The 13,019-nt window shown below is 66.6% G+C and carries 14 protein-coding genes; 6 read left to right on the top strand and 8 right to left on the bottom strand.

The window, feature by feature from the left end:
* Nucleotides 1-495 (bottom strand): universal stress protein, encoded by a 495-nt coding sequence (locus tag AC4D2Q_RS16290; protein WP_490947491.1) that lies wholly within the window; start codon nucleotides 493-495, stop codon nucleotides 1-3.
* A gap of 229 nt (nucleotides 496-724) precedes the next feature.
* On the opposite strand from AC4D2Q_RS16290, the gene AC4D2Q_RS16285 reads away from it, so the two are divergent.
* The 3 genes from AC4D2Q_RS16285 to AC4D2Q_RS16275 are packed head-to-tail and all read left to right on the top strand — an operon-like array spanning nucleotide 725 to nucleotide 3,004.
* Complete coding sequence (locus AC4D2Q_RS16285; protein ID WP_490947490.1) at nucleotides 725-1,579, top strand: alpha/beta fold hydrolase; 855 nt, start codon at nucleotides 725-727, stop codon at nucleotides 1,577-1,579.
* A complete protein-coding gene (locus AC4D2Q_RS16280) occupies nucleotides 1,572-2,141 on the top strand; it encodes a TetR/AcrR family transcriptional regulator (protein WP_490947489.1) in 570 nt (189 codons plus the stop codon). Before AC4D2Q_RS16285 ends, AC4D2Q_RS16280 begins: the two co-directional genes overlap by 8 nt.
* Nucleotides 2,138-3,004, top strand: coding sequence for a PhzF family phenazine biosynthesis protein (locus AC4D2Q_RS16275; RefSeq protein WP_490947488.1), 867 nt, complete (start codon nucleotides 2,138-2,140; stop codon nucleotides 3,002-3,004). Before AC4D2Q_RS16280 ends, AC4D2Q_RS16275 begins: the two co-directional genes overlap by 4 nt.
* Nucleotides 3,005-3,044: 40 nt before the next feature.
* Here the strand turns inward: AC4D2Q_RS16275 and AC4D2Q_RS16270 are convergent, their stop codons facing one another.
* On the bottom strand, nucleotides 3,045-3,737 hold the full coding sequence (locus AC4D2Q_RS16270; protein WP_490947487.1) for an SDR family NAD(P)-dependent oxidoreductase: 693 nt from the start codon (nucleotides 3,735-3,737) through the stop codon (nucleotides 3,045-3,047).
* A gap of 102 nt (nucleotides 3,738-3,839) precedes the next feature.
* On the opposite strand from AC4D2Q_RS16270, the gene AC4D2Q_RS16265 reads away from it, so the two are divergent.
* Together AC4D2Q_RS16265 and AC4D2Q_RS16260 are read left to right on the top strand one after the other, a co-directional pair.
* Nucleotides 3,840-4,712, top strand: coding sequence for a helix-turn-helix transcriptional regulator (locus AC4D2Q_RS16265; protein WP_490947486.1), 873 nt, complete (start codon nucleotides 3,840-3,842; stop codon nucleotides 4,710-4,712).
* A 47-nt stretch (nucleotides 4,713-4,759) separates the two neighbouring features.
* Nucleotides 4,760-5,323 carry a GrpB family protein gene (locus AC4D2Q_RS16260; protein ID WP_490947485.1) on the top strand — a complete coding sequence of 188 codons (564 nt, stop codon included), beginning with the start codon at nucleotides 4,760-4,762 and terminating at the stop codon, nucleotides 5,321-5,323.
* Nucleotides 5,324-5,340: 17 nt separating this feature from the next.
* Here AC4D2Q_RS16260 and AC4D2Q_RS16255 read toward each other — a convergent pair whose 3' ends face one another.
* Entirely contained in the window at nucleotides 5,341-6,309 is a 969-nt protein-coding gene (locus AC4D2Q_RS16255) for a helix-turn-helix transcriptional regulator (RefSeq protein WP_490947484.1), read from the bottom strand.
* Between the two features lie 104 nt (nucleotides 6,310-6,413).
* Here AC4D2Q_RS16255 and AC4D2Q_RS16250 point away from each other — a divergent pair, with 104 nt between their 5' ends.
* Nucleotides 6,414-6,872: a VOC family protein gene (locus AC4D2Q_RS16250; protein WP_490947483.1), complete on the top strand. Its 459-nt coding sequence runs from the start codon at nucleotides 6,414-6,416 to the stop codon at nucleotides 6,870-6,872.
* On the opposite strand, the gene AC4D2Q_RS16245 is transcribed toward AC4D2Q_RS16250, so the two are convergent.
* The 5 genes from AC4D2Q_RS16245 to AC4D2Q_RS16225 all read right to left on the bottom strand — a co-directional run bounded on the left by AC4D2Q_RS16245 (nucleotide 6,869) and on the right by AC4D2Q_RS16225 (nucleotide 12,788).
* Entirely contained in the window at nucleotides 6,869-7,951 is a 1,083-nt protein-coding gene (locus AC4D2Q_RS16245) for a 2,3-butanediol dehydrogenase (protein ID WP_490947482.1), read from the bottom strand. The two genes, AC4D2Q_RS16250 and AC4D2Q_RS16245, sit on opposite strands and share 4 nt — an antisense overlap.
* 109 nt (nucleotides 7,952-8,060) lie before the next feature.
* Nucleotides 8,061-9,536 (bottom strand): amino acid permease, encoded by a 1,476-nt coding sequence (locus AC4D2Q_RS16240; RefSeq protein ID WP_490947481.1) that lies wholly within the window; start codon nucleotides 9,534-9,536, stop codon nucleotides 8,061-8,063.
* A gap of 157 nt (nucleotides 9,537-9,693) precedes the next feature.
* Nucleotides 9,694-9,822 (bottom strand): hypothetical protein, encoded by a 129-nt coding sequence (locus AC4D2Q_RS16235; RefSeq protein WP_269439247.1) that lies wholly within the window; start codon nucleotides 9,820-9,822, stop codon nucleotides 9,694-9,696.
* Nucleotides 9,823-9,973: 151 nt separating this feature from the next.
* Nucleotides 9,974-11,521: a sulfatase-like hydrolase/transferase gene (locus AC4D2Q_RS16230; RefSeq protein ID WP_490947480.1), complete on the bottom strand. Its 1,548-nt coding sequence runs from the start codon at nucleotides 11,519-11,521 to the stop codon at nucleotides 9,974-9,976.
* A gap of 175 nt (nucleotides 11,522-11,696) precedes the next feature.
* Nucleotides 11,697-12,788 (bottom strand): DNA polymerase IV, encoded by a 1,092-nt coding sequence (locus tag AC4D2Q_RS16225; RefSeq protein WP_490947479.1) that lies wholly within the window; start codon nucleotides 12,786-12,788, stop codon nucleotides 11,697-11,699.
* Nucleotides 12,789-13,019 lie beyond the last annotated feature (231 nt).

The following is a 13,019-nucleotide window of genomic DNA, read 5'->3' as shown; positions in this document are numbered from 1 at the left end:
TCAGCCTGCCGGCTCAGCGTGAGCGTGCCCGCCCCTCGCTGAGCCCTTCGGACGCACGATCAGCACCGGACCCGGTGCATGGTTGACGACGTGGGTTGTCACTGAGCCGACGCGGAGCCCGGAGAATCCGCCATGGCCTCGTGAACCAACGACAACGAGATCCGCGTCGTTGGCAGCCTCCAAAATCGCTGACGCCGCTGAGTGGCTGTGGACAAGCTGCCCGCTGGCGGCCACACCCCTGGCTGTTGCCGACTCCAGGGCCTTGGCATGGATCGCCTTCGCGTCTTCCTCCGGGGAGTCAATGACCGCAATTCCGCCGGCGGCCGTTTCCAGCACAGCCGGATACCATGCCATCGGCTGCTGGGCCCAGGCTGTGACCACGCGAAGCCGGCCGCTGCGCTGCAAGGCCTCGTCCACGGCCCAGTCCAGTGCAGTCTGGGCATCTTTGGAACCGTCAAAGCCGACCACAATCGTGAAGGTGCTGTTATTGGTCATCGTCGCTCCTCTGTAGGGACCCGTGAGGATCGTATCGCCGCGACCCCCGGGCCCATCAGGGGCAGCAGTGCCCTGGGCGGTGGAAGCGCTAAAGTCGCCGGCATTTGCCTGCCGCTTCCCTCCAGGCCAGTCCGGGCCGGGCTCAGAGTGATGCCTCCAAAGCTAAGTGATTGACCCCTAAAGCTAATGCTGTTAGCTTTGCACTACCAACGAGTGCCTGGAGGGCATCATGACCGAGTACCTGAGCATCGGAACCAACCGTCTCGCCTATGACCTTCAGGGCGACGGCCCCCTGGTGGTCCTCGCCCACGGCATGGGCGACAGCCGCCGCTCGTACCGGTTCGTGGTGCCTGCACTGGTCGCCGCCGGCTACCGGGTCGCGAACCTGGACATCCGCGGCTGCGGTGAATCCAGCACCGGCTGGGACGGCTACAGCCGCACCGACATAGCCGGAGACCTCGTCGCGCTGGTTCGGCACCTCGGCGGACCCGCTGTCCTCATGGGACAGTCCATCAGCGGCGGCGCCGCCACCATCGCCGCCGCCGATGCCCCCGAACTCATCGCCGGCGCCGTCGAGATTGCACCGTTCACCCGGAAGCAGTCCATGGACCTCGGCGGCCTGCTCCGCAACAAGCGCTACCGGACCTCCTCCGTCCAGCTGCTGCTGACCATGCTCCGCGGGAGTGTGCCGAGCTGGCTGAAGTATCTGGACATCGCGATCCCCGTGAAGCCCGCGGACTGGGCCACGGAGCGCACACACATCGCCGCCGTGATGCAGGAGCCCGCCCGCATGAAGGTGCTGCAGGCCATGATGAAGACTGCACCCACCGACGCCGGGGCGCGCCTGGCCGATGTCCGCTGCCCCGTCCTTGTCATCCAGGGCAGTGCCGACCCGGACTGGGCCGATCCCCGTGCGGAGGGCGAACGCATCCTCGCCGACCTCCCCGCCGGATTGGGCACCCTCGCGGTGATCGACGGCGCCGGCCACTACCCGCACGCCCAGACCCCCGGGGAGCTCCTCGCGCTGACGCTGCCGTTCCTCTCCCGGGTTCTCGGCGCACCGGAGGGGTCCCGCAGTGCCTAGGGCAGGACTCACCACCGCCGCCGTCGTCGAACGGGCGGCCCGGATGCTCGACGAACCCAACAGTGACGGCCTCAACCTTGCGGCTATTGCCGAAAGCTTCGGCGTCCGGGTCCCGTCGCTCTACAAGCATGTCGACGGCGTCGCCGGCCTTCGGCGGGGCGTGATCCGCGAGGCGAAGCGCTCGCTCACCCGGGCCATCGCGCAGGCGGCCATCGGACGCTCCCGAGATGACGCGATCCGCCGCATTGCGCAGGCCTACCGCGGCTGGGCGCTGGAGCACCGCGGCCAGTATCCCCTGGCCATGCTGCCCGTGGAGAGCTCGGATCCCGGCGAAGTGGAGGTTGAGGCTGCGTTCCTGGACGTCATGACCGGTGTCCTGGCCGGCTATGAACTGACGGACGATGACGCCATTGACGCGATCCGTTTCCTGCGGGCGGCATTGCACGGCTTCGTCTCCCTGGAAACCGGCGGCGGCTACGGAATGCCCCGCGACATTGAACGGAGCTTCAACCGCCTGGTGGGGAGCATCACGACGGCGCTGGACGGCTGGGCACGCCCGTGACCGTCCGGCCGGATGGCAGCAGCGCCGCAAAAGTCCGTCCCTACAGTGAAGTCGATGTCTTCTCCTCTGAGCCCTACCGGGGTAACCCGCTGGCGGTGGTGCACGCTGCCGACGGTCTGAGCACCGAGCAGATGCAGCGTTTCGCCACCTGGACCAACCTCTCGGAGACCACATTCCTCCTGCCCCCAAGCAGTCCGGCGGCCGACTACCGGGTGAGGATCTTCACCGGCAAGGAAGAACTGCCGTTTGCCGGCCATCCAACGCTCGGCTCCGCCAAGGCCTGGCTGGAGGCGGGCGGATCACCGCGGCCCGGCGGAATGGTCATCCAGGAATGTGCGGCCGGACTGATCCCTCTCCGTGTGGAGGGTGACCAGCTGGCTTTTGAGGCGCCGCCCCTGACCCGGTACGGGCCCATCGAGACAGAGCTCATCGGCCGGATTGCCGGGGTTCTGGGCATCCCGCGGGAACAGATCCTCGATGCCTCCTGGCTGGTCAACGGGCCGCAGTGGATCGGAGTCCGGCTTGCCTCGGCGAGGGACGTCCTGGACCTGCAACCGGATCCGGGCAGGGCAGGGAACCTGGAAATAGGTGTGGTGGGTCCGCACCCGGCCGGCTCTGAAACCCGGTTTGAGGTGCGTGCCTTCTCGGGAGGCGACCCGGTCTGGGAAGACTCCGTGACCGGCAGCCTGAACGCGGGCCTGGCGCGCTGGCTGATCGATACCGGTTTCGCTGCGCCGCCCTACACCGCGTCACAGGGAACAGTCCTCGGCCGCCGGGGACGGGTGCATATCAGTCTCCGGGACGGGAACATTTGGGTTGGCGGGCACGTCACGAGCTGCATCGGGGGAACCGTCCGCCTATAGCTGCCAGGCGGCCGGTTCCCCGTGCACCGGGGCAAGCGGCCTAGAAGGCGGCGGGACCGGACCGGTCGATGAAGGTGCCGGTGGGCCCGGTGCCGCCCCGGGTGGCCAGCTCCACGACGGCGTCGGTACCCTCCTGCACCGTCTGGGTTCCCTGCCTGCCGTTCAGGTCGGTGGCGGTGTAGCCGGGATCGGCGGCGTTGATGCGGATCTCCGGAAATGCCCGTGCGTACTGCACGGTGAGCATGTTGACCGCGGATTTGGATGAGTTGTAGAGCGGGGACACGACCTGGGCCTCGATCCGGGTGGGATCGTGGACGGCGGCGAAGGATCCCAGACCGCTGGTGACGTTCACGACGGTTGCCGTTTCGGACTCGCGCAGGAGCGGCAGGAAGAACTGCATGGTGCGGACAATGCCCACTACGTTCGTGCCGTATACGGCTTCCGCGTCCGCCGCGGTTAGTTCTCCAGGCTGGGCGCGGGGACCCGTGATGCCGGCGTTGTTGATCAGGACGTCCAGGCCGCCCGCAGCCGCAACCGTTTTGGCGGCGGCCTCCACGGAGGAATCACTCGTTACATCGAGCTGCACGAAGTTGCCGCCCAGGGCTTCGGCGGCTTCCCGGCCGCGGACTTCATCGCGGGCGCCCATCCATACAGTGTGGCCGGCCTCAATGAGGCGGCGTGCGGTTTCATAGCCCAGGCCTTTGTTGGCTCCGGTTATCAGTGTTGTTGTCATGGCGTCAGTCTGTCCGACGGCGGGGCCGGCTGTCGTGGCCCGGACCAGCATATGGACTGGCAGGGCCACCCAGAGACGGGCTGCTGCTGGCAGACTCTAGGCATGCCTGATTCGCGCAGTGACCTGGGTGCCCTTCTCCGCTCCTGGCGCGACCGCCTGCAGCCGGCCGACGTCGGTCTGCCGGCCTTCGGCCTCCGCCGTGCACCGGGCCTGAAACGGGAGGAGCTGGCCCAGCTGGCAGGACTGAGCGTCGACTACCTCGTGCGCCTTGAGCAGGGCCGCGCCCGGCGTCCGTCCGCGCAGGTGGCCTCGGCCCTGGCGCGGGCACTGCAGCTGACCGAGTCCGAGCGCGCCCACCTTTTCACGATCTCCGGGCTGCTTCCGCCGGGACCCGGAGCGGTTCCCACCCACATCCCGCCCGGCGTGCAGCGGCTGGTCGCGCGGCTCGGGGAGGTCCCCGTGGCCGTGTTCACGGCGTCCTGGGACCTGCTCACCTGGAGTCCGCTGTGGACCGCGCTCCTCGGCGACCCCGCCGCGGCAGGAAAAGGCCGTCCCAATGTGCTGCGCGCACACTTTGCCGGGGAATCGCTGGGCGGCAACGACATCCGGATTATCGCCCCGGCCGGCGGGCGGGAAAGCTTTGAAGTGTCTCTGGTTTCGGACCTCCGCCGCGTCTACGGACAGTACCCGGCCGACGCCGGCGTCCAGGCGCTCGTTGCAGAGCTGGCCGGCACCAGTGCACGGTTCCGGCAGCTCTGGGACAGCGGCACCGTCAGTGAACACCAGTCCGAGGTAAAGGCAGTGCGGCACCCCGCGGTTGGCGACGTGGAAGTGGATTGTGACGTTTTCAGCGTAGCGGGAACAGATCTGCGGATTGTCGCCTACACCGCTGCAGCAGGGTCCGGGGCAGCGGAAAAACTCGACTTCCTCCGGGTCTCCGCCATCACTGCGGCTGGAACACCGGCCGGCTCCTGACATCCACAGTGTGCACCCGGAGAGTGCCTGTCTGAGAGGATGCTTCGGTGAGCACAAACCGAAAACCGAGACGGCCGGACGTGACAACCGTGGAGCTGATCGGCGGCCCCGAGCGGCTCGAACTCACACTGCACAGCTATGACAACCGGTGGCCGGACGTTTATGCGACGCATCGTCGGCGAATCCAGGCTGCCTTGGCGCCCACACACGTTCAGATCGAGCACATCGGCTCGACGTCGGTGCCCGGGTTGGCCGCGAAGCCGATCATCGACGTCGTCGTTGTGGTGGAGGACATCACCGCCGAGGAGGACTACCTCGGTCCGCTGCTGACCGCCGGCTACGAACTGCGGGTGCGCGAGCCGGGGCACCGCCTGGTGCGCACGCTGGCCCGGGACGTGCATGTGCATCTGTATGGACGCGGTGATCCTGCCGTGGATGACTACCTGCTGCTGCGCGACCATCTGCGGGCGGATGGGGCGGATCGTGTCCTGTACGAGTCCACCAAGAGAGCACTGCTGCAAAGGCAGTGGGAGGACATGAACGACTACGCCGACGCGAAAACCGACATTATTTCGGCGATCAAGACCCGGGCGCGCAGCCTCAGGCCGTAAGCGGGCCGGTGGCCATGTCATGCGCCGTTTTGAGGGGACGGTCCGGCTGCGGCGGCGGTAACCCGGGCCGCGAAACCGGCGAGCGAGTCCAGGAACGGGTCGGGGCCAAGGACCGTAAACGGAGCATCGAAGCGCAGTGCCCAGGAGATCAGCCCCGCCCATGACCACGACCCGACGCGGACGCGGCAGGCGCCGTCGGACACCTGCTGGAGTTCGCCGTCGCCGAGCCAGGGCGCGATCCGGGCGGCGGGAAGCTCGATGAGCAGCTCCCCGTAGCAAGGCCACGCGTCCCCGCCCCCGGACCCCTTCAACCGCGCCGCGAGGAACGTGCCTGCATCGCCGGTGGGAAGTGCCCGCGGCGCAAACGCCGCACCGCCCGGGAATTTCGGCACCATCTTGTCCAGCCGGTAAATGCGCCAGTCGGCCTTCTCCAGATCCCAGCCGATCAGGTACCAGCGGCCCTGCCGGGCGACGACGGCGTGCGGCTCCGCGCGCCGGGGCGGCAGGGAATCGTCCCCGCCGTAGTCGAACCGGAGAATCTTCCGGTCCCGGGCCGCGGTGCTGACAGCTTCCAGGACCTTTGGATCCACGCGCGCGGAAGCACCGGCGTCGGTAAACCGGATGCCCTCAATGCGGTGCCGCAGCCGGGAGGGCATCACCTGCTTCACCGTGGTCAGCGCCCGGGCGGCGGCGTCGTCCAGGTCCACTCCGCTGGAGGGTGCGCTCTGCAGTGCGACGGCGATAGCCACCGCCTGCTCGTCGTCAAAGAGCAGCGGCGGAAGTTCCGATCCGGCAGCCAGCCGATAGCCGCCCTCGGGCCCCTTGGCCGAGGTGATGGAGTAGCCGAGCTCGCGGAGCCGGTCGACGTCTCGGCGCACGGTCCGGGGAGTGACGGCCAGGCGTTCGGCCAGCACCTGGCCGGGCCAGTCCCGGCGGGACTGCAGCAGCGAGAGCAGGGCGAGCATTCGGGACGAGGTTCCGGGCATGGTTTCAGTATGTGCGGAGAAGAGGACATTACCTGTCCGCTACCGGGTTCAGTCTGTTCTTGGAGCCGCAAACCGCGGCCGCTACGAGATAAAGGACAGATCCCATGAGCATCACCACCACCACCCACCTGAACTTCCGCGGCACCGCCTCCTCCGCCCTGGAGTTTTACCGGTCAGTCTTCGGCGGCCGCCTGACCACGGCCAGCTACGGCGACTTCGGAATGCCGAAGGAGGTTCCGGGTGCGGAGAAGATTGTGTTCGGACAGCTCGAGACAGACGACGGATTTCGGCTGATGGCATACGACATCCCGGGCCAGAACAGCGCTGACTCCACCGAAACTGCCGGGATCACGCGCCGCGAGAACGGCACCACCGTCACCGACCGCACCTTCTTCCAGTCCCTGCGCGGTCAGGACCTGGAAGAAGTTGCCCGTCTGTGGGACGGACTGGCGGACGGGGCGCAGATCATCGAACCGCTCGCCGCATCCGCGTGGAGCCCGGGTTTCGGCATGCTGACGGACCGTTTTGGCGTGACGTGGGTGATCGACGTCGAAGCCGCCTAGCCCTGCAGGCCGTCGCCGGAGGGGGAGACCAAGATCTTCACCGCGGTTTCATTGCGGTTGATCAGGGTGTCGAAGCCTTCGTCCACCAGGCCGTCCAGGCCGATCTTGCCGGTGATGAAGGGGGAGAGGTCGATCTTCCCGGACTCGACCAGTTCGATGGTGGCGGGATGGGAGTTGACGTACGCGATGGTGCCGCGCATGTCGATTTCCTTCATGACCAGCTTGTGCATGTCAAAGTCCGCGCGCTTGCCCCAGATGGACACCACCACCAGCACCCCGGTGGGCCGCAGGGCGTCCATCAGAGTGTCCAGGACAACCTGGACGCTGGAGCATTCGAAGGCGACGTCGGCGCCCTTCCCGTCACTGATCTTCCGCACTTCCTCGGCCACGTCGACTTCGCGCGGATCCAGGGCGTAGTCGGCGACTCCAGCTTCCAGGGCCTTCTGCCGGCGCAGCGGGCTCACTTCGGAAATGGCCACGGTGATGCCCTGGGCTTTGAGCACCGCGGCGGTCAGGAGTCCGATTGGCCCGGCCCCGCCCACCAGGGCCACGTCCCCGGCCTTTGCGCCGGAGCGTTCGACGGCGTGGTAGCCCACCGACAGCGGTTCGATCAGGGCGGCCTGGTCCAGGGGTACGGAGTTGTCGATCGGATGAACCCAGCGGCGCTGGACCACAACCTTCTCGCCCAGTCCGCCGCCGCGGCCGGCAAGGCCAATGAAGTTCATGTCAGGGGAGAGGTGGTAATCCCTGCTGTCCGGGCCGGTGTCGACGTCGTCTCGGATGATGTAGGGCTCGATGACCACATGCTGGCCCACCTCCAGGTCGTCCACGCCCTCACCCACGGCGTAGACCACCCCGGAGAATTCGTGTCCCAGGGTAATGGGCAGTCCCTCGCCGGAAATGGGATGGGTCTGGCCGTGCGCCGGAGCGAAGATGGGCCCCTCGAGATACTCGTGTAGGTCGGTGCCGCAGATGCCGCACCAGGCGACGTCCACCCCCACGGTTCCGGGCTTCACTTCGGGCTCGGGCAGCTCGTCAATGCGGATGTCCCCGCGGTCGTAATAGCGTGCGGCTTTCATGACTGCTCCCTACATAGAGGGGCCCGTGGATCAGCTCCCACGTTCCTTCAATGCTAGGTCGCGCACCCGGCCCGCACAGGGGCCGCCCGCCGATTTCCCGGCGCTGCTGCTACAGTCCGCCGTCGCCGTCGCGCGCCGCAGCAATCTCCAGAACCCGGTCGCGGCACAGCCGCCAGCCGAACATCAGCGCAGGAATGATGATCACCAGGGAGCCGATGGTCCACGTGCCCACGGGGGAATCGAAGGCCATGAGGATCAGCACCGCGAGCAGGAACGCCAAGGTGATCCAACCTGTGACCGGGGCACCGGGCATCCGGAACGCCGGGCGGTCCAGTTCGCCGCGCTTGGCCCGCTTGGTCAGTTCCATCTGGCACAGCACGATCACGGCCCAGGTGCTGATGATGCCCAGGGAAGCGATGTTCAGGACGATTTCGAAGGCTGCTGCGGGAACCACGGCGTTGAGGACAACGCCGAGCAGGGCCACCGCCGCGGTCATCGCAATGCCGCCGTAGGGAACGCCCGCCTTGTTCATCCGGGCGGCGAACTTGGGGGCGGAACCGGCCACGGACATGGAGCGCATGATGCGGCCGGTGGAGTACAGGCCGGCGTTGAGCGAGGACAGCGCCGCAGTCAGGACCACGAGGTTCATGATGGCGTCCACGCCGCCCACGCCGATGGAGCCGAAGAACGTCACGAACGGGCTTTCGCCGGCGTGATAGGAGGTGTAGGGCAGCAGCAGCGAGAGCAGGATGAGCGTGCCGACGTAGAACACGGCAATGCGGATCACCACGGTGTTGATGGCCCGGGGCATGATCTTTTCGGGGTGCTCGGTCTCGCCCGCGGCGGTGCCGATGAGTTCGATCGAGGCGTAGGCGAACACCACGCCCTGCATGACGACGACGGCGGGCAGCAGGCCGTTGGGGAACAGGCCGCCGTTGCCGGAGATGAGGCTGAAGCCAACATCCTGGCCTTCCACGGGAGTGCCGAAGATGACAAAGCAGATGCCCACGATCAGGAAGGTCACCAGGGCCACCACCTTGATCAGCGCGAACCAGAACTCCAGTTCGCCGAAGACCTTCACACTGATGAGGTTCAGGCCCAGCACCAGAAGGAGGGCGGCCAGGGCCCAGCTCCACTGCGGCACCTCGGCTATCGGTGCCCAGTACTTCTTGAAGAAGTTCATATAAAGCGCGACGGCGGTGATGTCCACGATCGCGGTCATGGCCCAGTTCAGCCAGTACAGCCAGCCGGAAACGAAGGCAGCCTTCTCGCCGAAGAACTCGCGGGCGTAGGAGACGAAGGACCCGGAGGTGGGGCGGTGCATGACCAGTTCGCCCAGGGCCCGGAGAATCATGAAGGCAAAAAAGCCGCAGACCGCGTAGCTGATGACGAGCGAGGGACCTGCGGTCGCCAGGCGGCCGCCGGCGCCCATGAAGAGTCCGGTGCCGATGGCGCCGCCGATGGCGATCATCTGCACCTGGCGGGGCTTGAGACCCTTGTGGTAGCCCTCATCCTCGTGTTCGACGCCGGCGTCGGAGGTGCGCTTCGGAACCTTGGATTCCGGGGTGGCGGCTTGCTGTGTCACGTGTTGCTGTCCTTTAGTAACTCAGCTTGGCAAATGCCGCGCGCTGAATGTTCACGCGTAGACGATGGCATAAGTCATGCTCCCCGTCAAAAACGAAGCCGGGCCTTTCCCTGAGGGAATGACCCGGCTTCGAGGCTGTCCAATTCTGCGGACGCGTTTACTTCTGGTCGTCGTCCTTGTTGCCGTCGACGGCGTCCTTGGCCTTGTCCTTGGCCTGGTCAACCTTTTCCGGGTTGTCCTTGGCCGCGTCCTTTGCCTTGTCTGCCATACCGCCCAGATCCGCCATTGGGTGTCCTTTCCGCTGAGGTCCGAGGCGCACGGTGTGCGGCCCGGTCTGACTCACCCATCCTTCACCCGGCACGGTCCGGGTGCCACCCCCGGCGGAAAATCTTCGTCCGTCCAGGTTCGGCGGTCCAGGCTTTGCGGGTAGGGCAGCGCTAGTTGGACAGGTCCCGGGGACCCCACGCCTGGGCGTAGAACTCCGAGGAATGCGAATTCAGCAGCTCGGCATAGGCGTCAGGCTCCATGGACTGTGCGGAGCCGGCGGGAACCTCCGGCGCGAAGGCGGATACACCCAGCCCGGCGGCACCGTTCTCCAAGGTGAGGCCGGCGGCTTCCAGGATCGTGGGGTACATGTTCAACTGGTCCACCCCGGGGCGCAGCGTGCTGCCCGGAGTGCCGCCCGGAACCCAGATCCGGTTGAAGATGGTGCGGTTGGTGTGGTTGTCCAGCTGCTCATGGAAAGCGTCGCCGGCGCTCATGTGCTTGAGGTGGTCGCCCATGATCACCACGGCAGTGTCCTCGAGGTACCCCATGTCCTTCATGTGGTTCACGAAGCCCGCCACCTGGGTCATGGAGCAGGCGAAGACGGAGGTGACGTTGCTTTCCGTATCCACGTCGCAGTAGTCATAGACGTGCACCGGCTCGTGGGTGTCCAGCGTCAGCACCGACAGGTTGAACGGCTGGCCGGTCCGCTGCGCTTCGGCATGCAGCTCATCAACTTCCGCTGCGGCGTGGGCCATGAGCCGTTCGTCGCTCAAGCCCCAGTCCTTGCGGAAGTTCTCTTCCGGTTCACCGGCAGCCCGCCAGTCGGAGAGGTCCTTTTCCTTGGAATAGCCGTGGCTGTCCAGGAAAGTGCTCTTCGCCGCGAAGGACCCGTTGGCCCCGCCCAGGAAAACGTTGGTGTAGCCGTGGTCCGCCAGGACATCGCCCAGGCAGGTGGTGCCGCCCAGATAGGTGTCGACGTCGTCTGCGGTGCCGGTGTCGCTGCTCGAGGAGCCGCCTGCGCCCTTGAGCGGGATGCCGCACTGGGTTGAAGTGAGGCCCGCCATGGTCCAGCCTCCGCCCCGGTACTGCTGCAGATCGCTCACGCTCTGCCAGCCGGCTGCAAGGTCGGTGGCCTCCTTGAGCGGAGCAAAACCGTCCTTTTCGAAGAGCTGGTCATCCTCCAGGGTGGCTTCACCGGACTCAAGGTAGATGAGTACCAGGTTGTTCTTGTTCTGATGCCCGGTGACAGCGGGCTCCACATGGTAATCGGCGATGTCATACGCAGAGTTCGCGGACTTGATGTAGTCCGCCACGCCCACTGTGGTGCTGAAGGCGGTGGTGCCGCCCACAACCACTGCGGAAACCAAAACGGTCGACACCGACCGCCGAATCCACTGGGAACGGCGGGAATGTACGACGTCCGCGCGGTGGCGCTTGCGGCGCCGGAAGTGCCGCGCCAGGGCAATGCCAAGGGTGATCAGGGCAGGTGCCACGCCGATGCCCAGGATGCCGATCCAGACGAGGGCGCCGCCCCCGCCGTCGATTTCGACGGAGACCAGGTTCAGGCGCATCTGGGCCAGGGAGATCTCGCCCCAGAAGTGACGGATGCCGACGGCGGCGATGAGCATCGCGAGTCCGGCCCAGATCAGGACATAGACCAAGAGGTGACCCACGACGGCCAGAGTCCGTCGGGAGACGTGGAGAATCCGGCCAGCCATTCAAACCCCGCGTTCCTGATGCCCGCGTTTTTCGCTGCACACCCTTGACATCCGACCCGTTATTGGGTCCTGAGAAGATTAGTACCGTTAGAATACCCTTTCCAACTTGGAACGGCTCCTGAGCTGTGCACCGGCGGCAGGCTTTCCGCCGTCACCGCCGGGACGACGGCGGCGCTCACCAGCCGCCGCGCGTGGGGGTGTGTCCCTGGCGGGCGTCCTCCGGCATCGGCATTTCGGCGCGGAGTCCCAGCAGCCGGACGGGACGGCCGGCTTCGACGGCGCCCGCGAGATCCAGTGCCCTGGCGAGGACCTCCTGCGTGTCGAAGGTCTCCGGAATTTTCCGTGCGTGGGTCTTGGTGGTGAACGGCGCGTACCGGACCTTGAGGGTCAGCCCGATCACGGGCCGCCCTTCCGCCGCCACGTCCTTGAGCACACCCGCAGTCAGTTCCCGGACGGCGTCGCGCACCTGGTCGAGTTCCGTCAGGTCGCGCTGGAAGGTGGTTTCCCGGCTGTGCCCGCGGGCCACCCAGGGCGTGTCATCGACCTCGCTTGACCCGTCCCCGCGGCCGAGCTCCGCGTACCAGGGACCCATCTTGGGCCCGAATTCCGGCACCAGGCTTTGGGGATCGGCGGCGGCCAGCTCCGAGACCGTGGTGATTCCGAGTTTGGCCAGCCGGCCGGAAATCTTGGGGCCGACGCCCCACAGCTCCCTGGTGGGGCGGCCGCCCATGACCTCCAACCAGTTCTCCGTGGTGAGCCGGAAGACTCCGGCCGGCTTGCCGAGATCGGTGGCGTTCTTGGCGCGGACCAGCGTATCGCCGATGCCGACGCTGCAGTGCAGGCGTGTCTTTTCCAGCACGGCTGCCTGGAGTTCCCGGGCGTACGCCTCCGGATCTTCCGTCTGTGTACCCACAAATGCTTCGTCCCAGCCCAGGACCTGCACGACGGCGCCGGGCCGGGCGCGCAGGGTGGCCATCACCTCCTCCGACGCCGCGAGGTAGGCCTCGCGGTCCACCGGCAGGATGACGGCGTCGGGCACTTTCCGGGCGGCCACCCGCAGGGGCATTCCGGAACCCACGCCGAATGCCCGGGCTTCATAGGAAGCGGTGGACACCACGGCGCGTTCCGTCGGATCTCCCCGGCCGCCCACAATGACCGGCTTCCCGGCAAGTTCCGGGCGCCGGAGCACTTCCACGGCCGCGATGAACTGGTCGAGGTCAACGTGCAGCACCCACTGGTTTCGGTTCACGCGACCAGTGTGCCTCATGCGTCCTGCGCTGGCACCGGCTTCGGGGCCAAATACGCGGCGACGATTATTCTCGCTGGCTCCGAAGAGCACCAAAAGCGATGATTGCCGTGATCAGAAGGAAGCACCCTGGAATTGCCCACTGGGCCAGTCCCTGGCTGATCGCCCCTTGGGACAACAGCCAAAAAAGGGCAATTCCGCAGATACTGAGCAGGACAATCGCTGTTCTCGACATTTCCCAAGGGTAGCCGC

This window comes from Arthrobacter sp. TJ-178 (assembly GCF_058269275.1).
This window is presented reverse-complemented; position numbering and strand designations above follow the sequence as displayed.

Bases quoted from the DNA above. Each gene is read 5' to 3' on its own strand.
- AC4D2Q_RS16225 (WP_490947479.1), bottom strand. From the start codon at position 12,788: ATGAGGCACACTGGTCGCGTGAACCGAAACCAGTGGGTGCTGCACGTT.
- AC4D2Q_RS16230 (WP_490947480.1), bottom strand. From the start codon at position 11,521: ATGGCTGGCCGGATTCTCCACGTCTCCCGACGGACTCTGGCCGTCGTG.
- AC4D2Q_RS16255 (WP_490947484.1), bottom strand. From the start codon at position 6,309: ATGCCCGGAACCTCGTCCCGAATGCTCGCCCTGCTCTCGCTGCTGCAG.
- AC4D2Q_RS16235 (WP_269439247.1), bottom strand. From the start codon at position 9,822: ATGGCGGATCTGGGCGGTATGGCAGACAAGGCAAAGGACGCGGCCAAG.
- AC4D2Q_RS16245 (WP_490947482.1), bottom strand. From the start codon at position 7,951: ATGAAAGCCGCACGCTATTACGACCGCGGGGACATCCGCATTGACGAG.
- AC4D2Q_RS16290 (WP_490947491.1), bottom strand. From the start codon at position 495: ATGACCAATAACAGCACCTTCACGATTGTGGTCGGCTTTGACGGTTCC.
- AC4D2Q_RS16285 (WP_490947490.1), top strand. From the start codon at position 725: ATGACCGAGTACCTGAGCATCGGAACCAACCGTCTCGCCTATGACCTT.
- AC4D2Q_RS16270 (WP_490947487.1), bottom strand. From the start codon at position 3,737: ATGACAACAACACTGATAACCGGAGCCAACAAAGGCCTGGGCTATGAA.
- AC4D2Q_RS16250 (WP_490947483.1), top strand. From the start codon at position 6,414: ATGAGCATCACCACCACCACCCACCTGAACTTCCGCGGCACCGCCTCC.
- AC4D2Q_RS16265 (WP_490947486.1), top strand. From the start codon at position 3,840: ATGCCTGATTCGCGCAGTGACCTGGGTGCCCTTCTCCGCTCCTGGCGC.